11 protein-coding genes are annotated in these 14,723 nt (G+C 71.5%); 8 read left to right on the top strand and 3 right to left on the bottom strand.

Annotation, left to right across the window (positions count from 1 at the left end; translation table 11 throughout):
* Nucleotides 1-127: 127 nt before the first annotated feature.
* Nucleotides 128-3,025, bottom strand: a complete 2,898-nt coding sequence (topA, locus tag E0L36_RS19775; RefSeq protein ID WP_180930819.1) for a type I DNA topoisomerase — start codon at nt 3,023-3,025, stop codon at nt 128-130.
* Between the two features lie 195 nt (nt 3,026-3,220).
* Between topA and E0L36_RS19770 the strand changes: the two genes are divergently transcribed.
* The 3 genes from E0L36_RS19770 to cutA all read left to right on the top strand — a co-directional run bounded on the left by E0L36_RS19770 (nt 3,221) and on the right by cutA (nt 4,595).
* Nucleotides 3,221-3,673: a TM2 domain-containing protein gene (locus E0L36_RS19770; protein ID WP_180930460.1), complete on the top strand. Its 453-nt coding sequence runs from the start codon at nt 3,221-3,223 to the stop codon at nt 3,671-3,673.
* 182 nt (nt 3,674-3,855) lie between these two features.
* Entirely contained in the window at nt 3,856-4,200 is a 345-nt protein-coding gene (locus E0L36_RS19765) for a DUF2752 domain-containing protein (protein WP_180930459.1), read from the top strand.
* Nucleotides 4,201-4,268: 68 nt separating this feature from the next.
* Nucleotides 4,269-4,595: a divalent-cation tolerance protein CutA gene (gene cutA, locus E0L36_RS19760; RefSeq protein WP_180930458.1), complete on the top strand. Its 327-nt coding sequence runs from the start codon at nt 4,269-4,271 to the stop codon at nt 4,593-4,595.
* Here the strand turns inward: cutA and E0L36_RS19755 are convergent.
* The gene (locus E0L36_RS19755) at nt 4,534-5,937 is read right to left on the bottom strand and encodes a helix-turn-helix domain-containing protein (RefSeq protein ID WP_258016342.1); all 1,404 of its coding nucleotides are present in this window, start codon (nt 5,935-5,937) and stop codon (nt 4,534-4,536) included. The two genes, cutA and E0L36_RS19755, sit on opposite strands and share 62 nt — an antisense overlap.
* A 383-nt stretch (nt 5,938-6,320) precedes the next feature.
* Here E0L36_RS19755 and E0L36_RS27840 point away from each other — a divergent pair, with 383 nt between their 5' ends.
* Nucleotides 6,321-6,446, top strand: coding sequence for a hypothetical protein (locus E0L36_RS27840; protein ID WP_257578117.1), 126 nt, complete (start codon nt 6,321-6,323; stop codon nt 6,444-6,446).
* A 66-nt stretch (nt 6,447-6,512) separates the two neighbouring features.
* A complete protein-coding gene (locus tag E0L36_RS19750) occupies nt 6,513-8,096 on the top strand; it encodes an asparagine synthase-related protein (RefSeq protein WP_180930457.1) in 1,584 nt (527 codons plus the stop codon).
* Here E0L36_RS19750 and E0L36_RS19745 read toward each other — a convergent pair.
* Nucleotides 8,079-8,621 carry a GNAT family N-acetyltransferase gene (locus E0L36_RS19745; protein ID WP_180930456.1) on the bottom strand — a complete coding sequence of 181 codons (543 nt, stop codon included), beginning with the start codon at nt 8,619-8,621 and terminating at the stop codon, nt 8,079-8,081. The two genes, E0L36_RS19750 and E0L36_RS19745, sit on opposite strands and share 18 nt — an antisense overlap.
* 1,260 nt (nt 8,622-9,881) lie before the next feature.
* Here E0L36_RS19745 and E0L36_RS19740 point away from each other — a divergent pair.
* From E0L36_RS19740 to E0L36_RS19730, 3 genes are all read left to right on the top strand, one after another.
* Entirely contained in the window at nt 9,882-10,679 is a 798-nt protein-coding gene (locus E0L36_RS19740; RefSeq protein ID WP_180930455.1) for an SGNH/GDSL hydrolase family protein, read from the top strand.
* A complete protein-coding gene (locus E0L36_RS19735; RefSeq protein WP_180930454.1) occupies nt 10,676-11,854 on the top strand; it encodes a methyltransferase in 1,179 nt (392 codons plus the stop codon). The genes E0L36_RS19740 and E0L36_RS19735 overlap by 4 nt, the downstream gene beginning before the upstream one ends.
* Before the next feature lie 153 nt (nt 11,855-12,007).
* Nucleotides 12,008-14,692: a hypothetical protein gene (locus E0L36_RS19730; RefSeq protein WP_180930453.1), complete on the top strand. Its 2,685-nt coding sequence runs from the start codon at nt 12,008-12,010 to the stop codon at nt 14,690-14,692.
* Nucleotides 14,693-14,723: the final 31 nt, after the last annotated feature.

Raw genomic sequence — 14,723 nt, 5'->3', positions numbered from 1 at the left:
TCCGCCCGTTCGAGACGTCCCCCACCACCCCGCGCCCGCCGTCCCCGAAGCGGCGCCGCCACCCCCACACGGCGACGCCGCCGGACCCGGCGGGTCCGGCGGCGGTACGGGCGGTCGGTCCGGGCGGTTACGCGGAGCCCTCGCCCCCGGAGGACCCGGCGGAACTCGCCGCGGTCTTCGCCGTCTTGGCGGTCTTCGCCGTCTTCGTGGCCTTCTTCTCGCCGGACGCCGAACTCTTCTTCGCCGCCGTCTTCTTGGCCGGAGCCTTCGCGGCGGCCTTCTTCGCCGGGGCCTTCTTCGCCGCCTTCTTCGCGGGCGCCTTCTTGGCGGTCTTCTTCGCCGGGCCCTTGGCGCGCTTCTCCGCGAGCAGTTCGTAGCCGCGCTCGGAGGTGATCGTCTCGACGTCGTCGTCCCGCCGGAGGGTGGCGTTGGTCTCGCCGTCGGTGACGTACGGACCGAAGCGGCCGTCCTTGACCACCACCGGCCGCTCGGTCTGCGGGTCGGTGCCCAGCTCCTTGAGCGGCGGCTTGGCCGCGGCCCTGCCCCGCTGCTTCGGCTTGGAGTAGATCTCCAGCGCCTGCTCCAGCGTGATCCCGAAGATCTGCTCCTCGGTCTCCAGTGAGCGGGAGTCGGTGCCCTTCTTCAGGTACGGGCCGTAGCGGCCGTTCTGCGCGGTGATCTCGTTGCCGGACTCCGGGTCGACGCCGACCACGCGGGGCAGCGACAGCAGCCGCAGCGCCTGCTCCAACGTCACCGTATCCAGTGACATGGACTGGAAGAGCGAGGCGGTGCGCGGCTTGACGGCGTTCTTCCCGGTCTTCGGGGTGCCCTCGGGCAGCACCTCGGTGACGTACGGGCCGTAGCGGCCGTCCTTCGCCACGACGGGGCGGCCGGTCTCCGGGTCGGTGCCCAGCTCGATGTCGCCGCTCGGCTTGGCCAGCAGCTCCTTGGCGTACTCCACCGACAGCTCGTCCGGCGGCAGGTCGTCCGGCACGTCGGCGCGGTGGCCGGTCTCGCCCTCCTGCGCCGGGGGACCCTCGACGTACGGGCCGTACCGGCCGACGCGGAGCACGATGCCCTCGCCGACCGGGAACGAGGAGACGCCCTTGGCGTCGATCGCGCCGAGGTCGGAGACGAGTTCCTTGAGGCCGCCGAGGTGGTCGCCGTCCCCGTTGCCGGAGTCGGCGGCGGAGGCCGCCTCGGCGCCCTCGCCGTCCTCACCGAAGTAGAAGCGGCGCAGCCAGGGCACGGACTCGGCGTCGCCCGCGGCGATGCGGTCGAGGTCGTCCTCCATCTTGGCGGTGAAGTCGTAGTCGACGAGGCGGCCGAAGTGCTTCTCCAGCAGCCCCACGACGGCGAAGCTCAGGAAGGAGGGGACGAGCGCGGTGCCCTTCTTGAAGACGTACCGCCGGTCCAGGATGGTGCTGATGATCGAGGCGTAGGTGGAGGGGCGGCCGATCTCCCGCTCCTCCAGCTCCTTGACCAGCGTGGCCTCGGTGTAGCGGGCGGGCGGCTTGGTCGCGTGTCCCTCGGGGGTGATCTCCGTGGCGCTGAGCGCGTCGCCCTCGGCGACCTGCGGCAACCGCCGCTCCCGGTCGTCCAGTTCGGCGTTGGGGTCGTCCGCGCCCTCGACGTACGCCTTGAGGAAGCCGTGGAAGGTGATGATCTTGCCCGTGGCGCTGAACTCGGCGTCCCGGCCGTCGCTCGCGGTGCCGCCGACGCGGACGGTGACGGACTGTCCGGTGGCGTCCTTCATCTGGGAGGCGACCGTCCGCTTCCAGATCAGCTCGTAGAGCCGGAACTCGTCGCCGTTCAGGCCGGTTTCGGCCGGGGTGCGGAAGCGGTCCCCGGAGGGGCGGATCGCCTCGTGCGCCTCCTGCGCGTTCTTCACCTTGCCCGCGTAGACGCGCGGCCGGTCGGGGAGGTAGTCCGCCCCGTACAACTGGGTGACCTGCGCGCGGGCGGCGGTGACCGCCGTCTCGGAGAGGGTCGTGGAGTCCGTCCGCATGTAGGTGATGAAGCCGTTCTCGTACAGCTTCTGCGCGACCTGCATGGTGCGCTTCGCGCCGAACCCGAGCTTCCGGCTCGCCTCCTGCTGGAGGGTGGTGGTCCGGAACGGGGCGTACGGGGAGCGGCGGTACGGCTTGGACTCCACCGAACGCACCGCGAACCGGGTGTCCGCCAGCGCGGCGGCCAGCGCCCGCGCGTTCTCCTCGTCCAGGTGCAGGACGTTCGCGCTGGCCGCGCTCTCCTTGAGCCGCCCGTCCGAACCGAAGTCCCGCCCCTGCGCGACGCGTCGGCCGTCCACGGCGGTCAGCTTGGCGCCGAAGCCGCCCGGGTCGGAGGCGTCCCCGGCCCGGCCGGTCGCGAAGCTGCCGGAGAGGTCCCAGTACTCGGCGGAGCGGAACGCGATGCGCTCCCGCTCCCGCTCCACCACCAGCCGGGTGGCGACGGACTGCACCCGGCCCGCCGACAGCCGGGGCATGACCTTCTTCCACAGCACCGGCGAGACCTCGTAGCCGTAGAGCCGGTCGAGGATGCGGCGGGTCTCCTGGGCGTCGACCAGCCGCTGGTTGAGGTCGCGGGGGTGCCGCACGGCGTCCTGGATCGCGTCCTTGGTGATCTCGTGGAAGACCATCCGCCGGACCGGGACCTTCGGCTTCAGCACCTCCTGGAGGTGCCAGGCGATGGCCTCACCCTCGCGGTCCTCATCCGTGGCGAGCAGCAGTTCGTCCGACTCGGCCAGCAGCTCCTTCAGCTTCTTGACCTGGTCCTTCTTATCGCTGTTGACCACGTACAGCGGCTCGAAGTCGTGATCGACGTTGACCCCGAGGCGGGCCCAGGGCTCGCCCTTGTACTTCGCCGGAACCTCCGCAGCGCCGTTCGGGAGGTCGCGAATGTGCCCGACGCTGGCTTCGACCACGTAGCCAGGACCGAGATAGCCCTTGATCGTCTTGGCCTTCGCAGGCGACTCGACAATGACGAGTCGGCGTCCGCCGGATGCGGTCTCGCTGGTCGGGGACAACTTCTCGCTCTTCTCTCCGGTCGGCATCTGTCTCGCTGCGGAGTGTGACGCTACCTCCCGTCGTCATGTCAGACGGGAAAAGTCCACAACGCCACTCGAACGGTAACCCGACAGCCAGCAATCCTGCCGCTCGGTCGTGCTGACAAGATGGCCGGGTCACTTCATCAGGTACCGCTCAACCTCGCGGAGGGCGCCATGTCCGACCCATACCAGAACCCGTACGGCGGTCAGCCGCCGCAGCCCCCGGGCAACCCCTACGGTCCGCCCCCGGGCGGGGCCCCCGGCCAGCCCGCCTACGGCTACCCCCAGGCACAGAGCATGCCGCCCGGTCCGGGGATGCCGCCCGGACCCGGGATGCACCCGGGGATGATGCCGCCCGGCCCCTACGGCCCGGGCGACCCGAACGCGCCCTACGGCCTCGATCCCTACGGGCGTCCCTACTCCCACAAGTCGAAGATCGTCGCGGGTGTGCTCCAGCTCTTCATAGGCACCCTGGGCATCGGCCGCTTCTACACCGGCCACGTCGGTATGGGCGTCGCCCAGCTGCTGACCTGCGGTGGTCTCGGATTCTGGGCGCTGATCGACGGCATCATCTTCCTCGTCAGCGACAACCGCACGGACAGCGACGGCCGCATCCTGCGGAGCTGACGGCGGCTCCCGTGGCTGACCCCGGAAGATCGACCAGATCACTCAGATCGGTCAGATCGAGCGAGACGGCACGGCGGAAGCGAGGGCGGACCGGTACGGCGGCACCGGCACCGGCCTCCGGGCCGCACGCCCGGCTCCGTGCCGTCCGCTCCCACCCCGCCACCCCGCCGCTCGCGGCCGCGATGGCGGCGCTGCTGGGCGCCGCGTACCTGTGGGGCACCGACCCGCACCAGCCGGGGTCGCTGCTGCCCGGCTGCCCCTTCCACTGGGCCACCGGGCTGCTCTGCCCCGCCTGCGGCGGCACGCGGATGACGTACGACCTGCTGCACGGCGATCTCCCCGGCGCGTTGCACGACAACGCGGCGCTGCTGCTGCTCGGCGTACCGGCCGCCGCGTATCTGGCCGGGCGCTGGCTGTACGAGGGGCTGCAAGGGCGCCGGTACCGTCCCCGGCTCAGTGCCCTCGGGGCCGCCGCCGTCCTCACGCTCGCGGTGGCCTGGGCGGTCATCCGCAACCTGGTGGGCTGAGCACGTGGCACCATCACGGTTCGATGCCTTATGTGCCTGAGCCCGGTCCGGGGCTAGGCTCGCCCAGCATGGCTGAGTACCTACAGGTGGCCACGGCCACGGAGAACCGTGACGACGCGGTGAAGCTGGCGCAGTTGGTGGTTGCGGCCCGGCTGGCGGCCGGTGCACAGATCGTCGGTCCGGTGACCTCGGTGTTTTGGCATCAAGGCGAGTTCGGCACTGGCGAAGAGTGGCAACTCCTGCTCAAGACCCGCGCTGACCGGTACGCCGCACTGGAAGCGCACCTCCTGGATCACCACCCGTGGAAGAACCCGGAGGTCTCGGCAGTGCCACTCACCGGGGCAGAGGGGTACCTCCGCTGGATCGACAAGACCACCCAGCGGGACGCGGGCTGACCTGTAACGCCCTGGCCCGTTCGAGGAGTTCGGCCACCGCAGGTAGGTCACAATGGGCGCTGAGCTGTCGCAACGTCGGTTCGAGGCGTTGGCGGGGGCGTACGGAGGCGACCCCGGCGGACAGGTCCAGTGCGCGGCTGGCAACCGTCGCGGCCTGCTCCACTTCGCGAGCGACTAGGTAGGACTCGGCCAGCCACGACAGGTACAGGCTCTTGTCTCGGGCGTGGGTGTCGTCGTATCGGGTCAGCACGTCTTCCAGCACGGAGACCGCGCGGAGCGGGCGGCGTAGCTCGGTCCAACACCTGCCGGTCATGATCCGGAGTTCGTCCCGGTCAACCCACGCGACCCAATCGGGCGGCGGTGTACCGTCGCTGTCGTTCAGGGCAACCTGAGCCGCGCTCAGCGCTTGCTCCGTCTCGCTGTCGTGTCCGGCGACCGCGTAGGCCCACGCGAGGCGTTCGTTGAGCAGTGCCCGGACACCGGGCGGTGCGTCCGGTCCTGCGGTGCGGCAGGACTGTTCGGCGGTCTCGACTCCGGCGGACAGGTCGCCATTGATCCGCTGGTAGGCGAGGAAGGCCAGGGCGTTCCCCGCGAGGGCTGAGTCTCCGGCTTCGGTGGCGGCCTGGTGGCTGGCTTCGTACAGGCCGCGAGCGTCGGCGTGCTCGCCCGCGTCGAACGCGGCCCATCCCGCCTGCTGTGCCTGTTCGGCCAGCACGGAAAGCAAGGCGCGGCCGGTCTGCTCGGTGTAGCTGGCCGCTCGGATCACGGCCTTGGTGGCTTGGTACTCGCCGAGATAGACGCGGTAGGTGTCGCCTCCGCCAAGAACGTCGTCCAGACGGCGCAGGCGGGCGGTGCGCTGGCGTAGTCGGCCCGGGGTGTCGCGGCCGACCCGGCGGCCGGTTGTGAGTGGAGTGAGTTCGGGCAGGCCGACCGCCAATCCGGCTACGGCCGACGCCTTGAAGAAGCCCCGTCGCCGCACTGCGCTGTCTCCGTCTCGGGTAGTGCCTGTAGTGCCTGCGGGCAGGGCTGGGTGTCCGGGTGGCTGCTCCGCCGCCTCCCACGTGCGGGGCGCGAGGCCGAGCATGTGCCCGGGGATACGTAGGGCGTCAGCGATAGTGGCGATCTTCTCGAACGTCGTCACGCTGCCGTCCCCGCGAGCCAGGGCACCCACGCGCTCCGGCTTGATGCCGCACTCAGCCGCGATCTTCGAGTAACTGATCCCGGCCTCTGCCCGAGCGAGTCGAAACACCGTGCCGAAGTCGTGGTCTGTGATGGCTGCTCGCATGTCCGCCCGGTTCAGGAGGGCACGCGGCAGGGCTGTCGGCGTTTCGTACGCGGTCATGGGCTGCCCCGTTGCACCCGCTGGTGACAGTTTGTCGCATCGACCTGACGCTCAGCCTACCCATCATGGGGATACCCATCGGTGGGAAGTCAGGTTCCTTGCCCGGCAAGACAGTTGGAGCAAACGGACCCCCGCGACCTCATCACTGCCTTAACTGCCTCAAGGGAGTGGGCGGTACCCCCAGAACAGCCCGGGGGCATGGCCGACGCTGGGTGAACGGCTCTGGCTGGCCGTCCACGGCGTCGACATCGGTCCCCGCCTGATCCCGTCGCGAAGACACGACCCCGTGGCTGCCCCTGTCCCGCGCACCAGACGACCAATCCGGCGGCGCGGGCCGGTGGCTGTCCCTGACGGCACACGACAGCGGAAGGGAGGGACAACGCGTGAACCTGGAAGACGTGTTCTCGGGAACGCCGGTATTCACCGTGCCGACGCTCCGCGAGCGCCTGGAGACCAAGAAGTTCTCCGGCAACAGCGACACGAACACCGAGCGGGACGAACACGAGTAGTCCGCACTCCCACGGCCCACCGTCCTCGCAGACGGTGGGCCGTTCCGTTCCGAGAGGAGAACTCCCTTGCTCAAGCTCAGCATTGCGCGGGCCAGCCTGGAGAGCGACCCGGACAAATGGGCATGGACCGGCCGCGAGTGGCGTCACGGCGCATCCCGAATCGAGCCGTACGAGCATCCAGCCATCTGCCACGAAATGATCAGCGACGGTACAGCCGTGGCAGTGATCTCGGCAGAACGCGGACATGAAACCGACGCGTCCCCCGGCGGGTCGCCGGTCCGCATGGCCCCGGACGCATACCGCACACGTCTACGGGCCGCCTGCCAGGGAGTGTTGGACTGGACTGTCGTCGAGCTGACACCCCGTACCGCGACGATCCGAGCGGGCGCATGGGGCGTCGCGCCGCTCTATCTCACCAGCAACAACGGCAAGTTGGACGGCTCATGGGATCTGGCCGACCTCCGCGAACACTGCCGGGTCGGTGCCCTGATCGACCGCGAGATTGCCCGTCTGCTGCGGCTCCAGCATCGATACACCCACGACACCCTTTGGCGGGGGGTGCACCGGCTCACGGAGCGCTCCACCGCGTCGTGGACCGCCAATGGCCTCGCGCTCGCCTACCCGCCGGGCGCTCCACACACCGAGCCTCGCACCCTGCGGCCGGGCGCGGATGTCCTCGACGCCTACGAACAGCTTCTCGGACAGGCGATCACGCGACGGCACTTCATCGCGGATCGCTCCGCCGTGGAGCTGTCCGGCGGGATGGACTCGGCAAACGTCGCAGCCAGCCTCACCGCACCCGACCGCCCCGGCATCACAGCCGCTGCCATGCTCCTCGGCGGCGAAGCCCGTGAGCAGCAGATCCGCCGCCGCAAGGAGATGATCAGCGCCTTCGGGATCGCGCGGGACGTGTGTACGGACGTGCTCGCACACCTGCCGCTCAACCCTGCCGGGCGGCGGGCGAACGGCCAGGCGGTGAGTCCGTATGACGATCCATGGACCGAGGCGGAAGAAGTCATGATGCGTGCCCTCACCCGGGCGGGCGTCTGGTGGTCGTTCGGCGGCACGGGCGGCGACGAACTCACCTCCCTACGCGACGACGAACGTCCTCCCGCCGGAGAAGTCCCGCCCTCCGGCCCCTGGACCGGAAAGCGGACCTTGGCCGTCGTGGACCACATCAACGACGGCATCGCACCGTCCCCGGTGCTGTACGACAGCACGCTTCTCGCATTCGCCTGCCGCACCCCGCAGTTCATGCGCAACGGGCTGTGGCCCGTCTCGCCGCTCGCGGACCCGGAGCTGATCCGATTCGCGGAATGGCTGCCGCGCCCGTGGCGCGAGCACAAGGCGTTGAACAGGCTTCGCCTGGCCCGACTTGGCATGTCTCCGGAAGCTGTTCACGCGCCGGTTCCGGGAAATTTCGTCCACGCGATGAACAACGCGATGCGACGCTACGTCCTCCCGTTCCTGGAATCCATGGTCCGGGAGGGAGGCGTGCTGATCGACGCGGGGTTCGTGGACGGAGATGGACTCACGAAGACAGTGAACTCGGAATTCCGGAAAGGGCCGCACGGAGAGATGGACCGAACACTGTTTCAGATCGCGTCCACCGAGATCGGGTTACGCGGAGTGTCAGACGGGGGCGAGTAGATGACGCGCAAGCCCCGGAAGCGACTCAGCCTCACGTCCAAGCAGGTACGCGTCTTCTCCGTAGCGCTCCGTCTGGTGGATGATCCGCCAGCCTTGAACGTCGCAGTAGTACCGCAGCAGTCCGGGGTCGGGTCCAACGGCACGGCGGACCCACTCCCGGCCGGTCGCGGCGGCGCGGTCCACTGCCCACCAGGCGAGCAGGGACCCCACTCGCTGACCGGCGAACTCCGGGTGCGTGACGGTCGTATTGAGGAAGTACGCGGACTGCGCCTGCTCTTCTTCAGTCCAGCCCCACAACGGTGTCTGCTCACCGAGCGTCGTCCGGCCGATCACACGACCCGCCTCCGTCGCGACGACCCGCACCGGCGTGTTCGGTGCGGCCGCCTGGCGGCCAGATTCCTCAGCGAACCGTTCCCAACCCTGGGCACCCCTGACGCCACGCTCAGCCATCCACCGGGCGCGTGCTCGCGTCAGTTCCTCGACTGCTTCCCGGTCGGTCGATGTCGCTCGGCGGATCACGAACATCGCGGAGTCCCTTCGACTGGGTGGGCAGGCACCAGCGTAGTCCGGCCAGGCCATCGCTCGCCGCGTTCCGAGAGCGGACGTCCCGATCGCGGCGGGACCGGCGCGGGTCCCAAGACGGGGAAGAGGTGTCTGCAATGGCAACGGTGAAATCTACTGTCAGGCCACACCGCGGTGACACTCACGAAGAGAGGGTCAGCCGCAGCTGTTTGTTCACGCCATACCGAACCCTTTCTGTCCGCCCAATAATTCATGGGATCATTGGGAGCGTGGTTCAACTCCCTGCCCCTCGACCGGATTTCTCCACGGTGGCGTCCAGTCTGGGATGGGTGCGGGCACCCGGTGCGGGAAATCCCGACTGACGGGCCGCAGGGAGATCCACGGGGTTTCTGGTATCGACTCATTGCCGACCGTGCTCCGAAGACGACAAGGAAAGAGATAGAGCGGACACTGGATACCAGGCCACTGAGGGGCATTTCATGGTAGTTGGCGACGCACGGGCGCTCACCGATACCCGTCCGCCCGCCCTGGGAATCCGGGCGGAACCTGGCCAGATCTCCGTAATCGGAGGATCGCGACAGCTCCCTGACCCCCGGGACACAAGAACCCCATTGGACGCCGTCCACCAGCGAACCAGCCGCCGCTCCTGTGGATCGGCCGGATTACGGGAGCCCCGCGCTTCCGGAGGTACCGCTTCCGCGTTCCTCCGGAGGTACCGCTGAGTCACCGCTTCCGGGGTGCGACCGTGAGAGCGCGAGCGGGGGGGGGCGCGCGGGGACGTGGTACGGCGCGGCCCGCGGCTTCGGGCAACCGCGAGCGTCCACGCCTCCCCGCGCCCGGAGGGGCGGGGACCGGTCGATGGTGGGCGACTGCCGGCCAGGGTCTCCCGGTGCGGGTGAGCCTGAAGTCGACTGCTGGAGCGCGGCGTTGACCTCCTCGCGGGCGAGCCAGGAGAGTCCGGGCCCTGGCTGGAAATACTCGTAACCGCACGGCCGATCGCATTCTTACCTTGTTGACGGCGCCGTGCCGTCGTGGACAATCTAAATGAACGATCGTGCTGTAGCTTCCTCGGCGGCACGCCCGGCCGCATGCCCGCGCACGCCCGCACGCTCCGAACGCCCCGCGTCCCGCGCCCTCCGCGTCCCCGCACCCTCTGAACAGGACATCATGCGGCGGGAGTTGGGCACGGACCGGGAGAGCCGGGCAGGGGCACGGCCCGCACGGCGAGGAGAAGCGGGAGAGGAAGGGAAGCTGACCACCGTCATGCTCACCGAAGACCCCACCGGCGACGCCCCCGACCCGTACTGCCTCACCGGCGAGGAGGCGGACGCGCTGCTGGCCGGGCACCCCTGGCGCCGGATCGCCGTCCTCGGGGACAGCGTGGCCGAGGGGCTCGGAGACCCCGTCCCCGGCTACCCCGACGTCCCCTGGGCGACGCAGGTGGCCCAGGCTCTGCGCCGACAGCGACCCGAGCTGGCCTACCGGAACTTCGGCCGCCGCAACATCCGGGCGGCCCATGTGCGCGCCTCCCAGCTCGACCGGGCGCTGGCCTTCGGACCGGATCTGGCGCTGGTCGCCTGCGGCGGGTACGACGCGCTGTGGCCGTCGTTCGAACCGGAGCGCACCGCCGAGGAGTTGCGCGGCATCATCACCCCGCTGCGCACCGACGGCTGCGAGGTGCTGACGGTCGGCATGATGGACCTGCCCCTGCCCCCCGAGTCGCCGGGCCGGGGGTTCTCCACGCGTCTCCGGCTGCTCTCGCGGGTCACCGAGGTGATCGCGGGGGAGCTGGACACCCTGCACCTCGACCTCTCGCACCATCCGGCGGCCGAACTCCCCGACCTGCTCAGCGCGGACGGGCGGCACGCCAACCTGCGGGGCCACACCATCGCGGCGGCCGAGACCGTACGCCGGCTCGGCCGCCGGGTGCGGGCCGCTCCCGAAGGGCCCGCCAACTCCGTTGCGGCTGCGGGCTCTTCGGAGGCGGCCGACTCCGGGGCGGCACCGAGGCCGTCCGGGCGGGCCGCCGGGGAGGCCGCGCGCTCCGGGGCCACCCGATGACGGGCGAGGCGCGGGCCGACGACCCCACGCGGGCCACGGGAGCCACGGCGGCCACAGCAGGTACGGGGGCAGCAGGGGCCACGGGGAGTACGGCGGCCACGGGAGCTACGGGGGCCACGGAAGCCGTCCCCGAGTGGGTCACGCCGCCCGGGCCGCGCGACCGCGCCGCCCTGTTCGGGGTGCTCACCGGCGGCTGGCTGGCCCAGTGCTGCTACGCGCTGACCAGGCTGGGCATCCCCGACCTGCTGGCCGGAGGCCCACGTCCGGCCGCCGAACTGGCTCACGAGACCGGGGCCGACGCCCGGGCGGTGCGTCGGGTGCTCAGCTCTCTCGCGGCGGTGGGCCTGTTCGGCGAACCAGCCGCCGGTACGTTCGCGCTCACCCCGGTCACCCGGCTGCTCTGCGCGGACACCCCGCGCTCCAGCCGGGAGTCCGCCCTGATGTTCGGGGAGGAGGTGCACCGCTCGTTCGGCGAGATCACGCACACGCTGACGACCGGCCAGCCCGCCTTCGAGGCGGTGTACGGACGGCCGTTCTACGACCACGTCAACGGAGACGCCCGCACCGGCGGGGCGTTCTCCGCCGCGATGGGGACCGCGCCGGTACCGGCCGCGCTGGCCCGCTGCGACCTGTCCGGACTCGGCTGCCTGGTCGACGTGGGCGGCGGTGAGGGCGGGCTGCTGACCCGGGCGCTCACCCCCCGTCCGGCGGCGCGCGGCGTGCTGGTCGAGCTGCCGGAGGCCCTCGGCCGGGCCCGTCCCAGGCTGGCCGAGGCCGGTCTGGAGCGGCGGGTGGACCTGGTCGAGGGCAGCTTCTTCGACCAACTCCCGGGCGGCGGCGATGTGTACGTCCTCTCCCGGGTGCTGCACAACTGGGACGACGCGCGCGCCACGCGCGTCCTGCGGCGGGTCCGTGAGGCGATACCGCCGCACGCCCGGCTGCTGGTGCTGGAGCGGCTGGAGCACCCCGGACCGGCCGCGCCGGGCGATCTCGGGCGCCCCTCCCCGTCCGCCCAGGCCAAACTGATCGACCTGCTGATGCTCGTCATGCTGGAGGGCCACGACCGCACCGAGGCGGAATACCGCGCGCTGCTGGAGGCCGCGGACTTCGAGGTCAGCGCGGTGCATCAGGCGCCGGGGCGCGCGGAGAGCGCCCTGGAGGCCGTCCCCGTCTGACCACCGACCGCACCCACCCACCGGGGCTCCTCAACTCCGGAGCCCGTCCACCGTCCGTCCGCTGGCCCCCGCCCGTCGTCCGTCCCTTCCCGTCCCCTCCACCTCGCCCCGGGCTGTCCGGCGTACGGCGGCCCTGACCAACGGAGGCCCGCCGTGCCCCAGTCCGTCCCACGCCCTGGTCCAGCCGCTCCGCCCGCGCCCTCCGGCGGGTCCGAGGGGGAGCGGCTGCTGGTGCTCAGCGTCGGGAAGCGCCCCGAGTTCCATGCCGTCGTCCTCCTCGCTTTGGCCGACGCGGGGCTCGGCGCCGGTCTCGCCTCCGGTGTGGCGGCACCGCCCCGGGGCCCCGCGTACCCCCGGGAGGCGTACGGCGAGACGGTGCGGCGCGCGCGGCGCTTCCTGGACCGGGCGCTGCCGCCGGACGAGGTCCACCACCTGCGGGCGGACACGCTGAGCGCCGCGCCCGCCGCGCTGGAGGCGGCGGCACCCGGCGTGCTGGCGCTGCTGTTGGTCGACGCGGAGTCGGCCGGGGTGGACACCGGCCCGCTGGACGACGGGCTGCCGGGCGAACTGCGCGCCCTGTCCGCCCACTTACCCGAGAGCGTCACGGCCGAGTTCTCCGCCTACACCGTCCAGGTGTACGAGTCCGCGTCCCCGGCGGGAGCGGACGCGCGGGGCGTCCCGGTCTCCGGCGAGGTCGACCGGTCCGGCGAACTGGTGCGGCTGGGCTCGCCGTTCGGGACGCGGCGGCTGCCCGGGGAACCGTGGCTGCTCGCCGCCGACGTGGTCCGCGCCCTCGCCGACGCCGTCCAGGCCCGGCACACCGTGGCCGCCGCACGGGCGCGCGCGCCGAGGCGGCGGGCGCTCGCGCGCGGCCTCACCGACTTCCTCACCGCGCGCGCCGGGATCCGCTGGGGCCTGCACTACTACACCGGTTCCCAGGTCACGGGGATCATCGGGGAGTTGGAGGAGACGGCGCTGGCCCACGGCAACCCCGTGCTCCGTGGCCCGAGTGAACAGAGCCTGGCCGCCGGGGCGTTGGCCCGCTGGCAGCTGGACGAGGCCCCGTTCCTGATCGTCGTCACCAACGGGATGGTGGACGAGTTCCGGGGCACCCTCGCCAACCTGCGGGAGGCGCGGGCGCGCGGCTTCGTCGTCTGTGCCGAGGCCGACCCCCACGCGTGGTTCCCGTTCCAGGGCACGGTGCACCAGGGCGAGGACTCCCGCGCGGTGCTGCGCGCCCGGGGGTTACGCAGCCGGTTCCTGGACGATCCGGAGCGACTGCCCGAACAACTAGCCGCCGCCCAGGCGGACTTCGACGCGGACGAGGGTCCGGTGTTCCTGCTGGCCACGGCGCCGGTGCTGAACGCCGCCCTCCCCGAACCACCCACCGCCGAACCACTCACCGCCGACCCGCCCACGGCCGAACCACCCACCGCCGACCCGTCCACCACCGAACCGCCCACCGCCGAACTGGCGGGCCAGCGCCCGGAGTCGGGGCGGTACGGACGTCCGGAGCGGGGGTTGGCCGGGTCCCCGGAGCGGGGGTCGGCCGGGTGCGCGGTGGTGACGGAGAGCGCACTGGAGCCGGTGCTACGGCTGCTCAACGAGGACCCGCGCCGGATCCTCTGGCAGTGCGGCCAACTGGACGCCGAGGAACGTGAGTTGGTCCTCGGGATCGCCGGGGAGGGCGGGATCGGGCTCGCGGACTCGCTGGCCCGGCCGGGGACCGTCAGCCGCTACCACGCGGGGCGACCGGTCGAGGAGTACCTGGGCACCCTGGGAATGATGGGCTGTTCGGCGCGGGTGCACGCCTTCCTGCACCGGGCGGGGCGGCCACGGCCCGCCCGGGAGCAGTCGCTGTTCTTCGTCAAGAGCCGGATCGCCGATCTGGCCACCCCGTTCTCCGAGTCGGCGCTGCGCCGTTCGCTGCACGTCGTCCAGGTGACCGACACCGCCGCCCATCTGGCGCCGTTCACCGACCTTCCGGTGCACGCCGAGGCGCGCGGATTCCTGCGCGCCGTGCGGGACGGGCTGGCCGTACGCCCGGAGGTGCGGGAGGCGCGGCGCGCGGCGCTGGCCGAAACCCGGGACAGCGCCTCCGACCTGCTGCATCGGCTGCCCCTGCGGCCGATGAGCCCGAACCACTTCTTCCACCGGCTGGCCGAGGTGCTGGACGACCTGATCACCACCACCGGCTACCGCTACACCGGGCTGTACGACGTCGGCCGGGGCGCGATATCCGCCGTCCGCAACCTGCCGCGCACCGGGCCGGGTTACTCCGGCTGGTACGGGCGGGCGCTGATGGGCGACGCGCTCCAGGCGGTCCCGGCCGTCGCGCTGACCCGCGAGGACCACGTCCTGGCCTTCGTCGGGGACGGCGCCTCCTCGCTGGTGCCGGACATCCTGCCCACCCTCGTGCAGCAGTCCGCGCTGTACGGGGCGCGGCCACGCGGCAACCTCAGCGTCTTCCGGCTGGTGGACGGTGGGCACTCGGTGATCCGCACCTACCGGGAGACGCAGGGCGGGGTCGCCGCGGACCGGCAGACCCGCGTCCCGTACCTGCTGGACCCGGACTGGTCGCGCTCGTACGGTCCACTGCCGGTCAGCCACCGGGTGCTGGAGGACGTACCGGCCGGGGAGTTGCGTGAGCGGCTCCAGCAACGCGGCGCGGTGCACCTGTACTCGGTGCTGCTGGCGCACAACAACGAGGGTGACGGCCTCAGTCCGGACGGGGAACTCGGCTGGCAGCGCGACGAGCTACCCGAGCTGGCGTTCACCGCCGCCCGCGCCCTGCGCCGCGCCGCCACGCGGGCCGCCCCGCCCCACCGCCCCGGCTGACCCTCCCCCACGGGAGGCGTCTGGTGTCCGA

The organism is Streptomyces sp. AJS327 (genome assembly GCF_013450295.1).
Taxonomy (GTDB): domain Bacteria; phylum Actinomycetota; class Actinomycetes; order Streptomycetales; family Streptomycetaceae; genus Streptomyces.
Note: the sequence above shows the minus strand (reverse complement) of the source record. Positions and strands in the feature narration are given on the sequence as shown.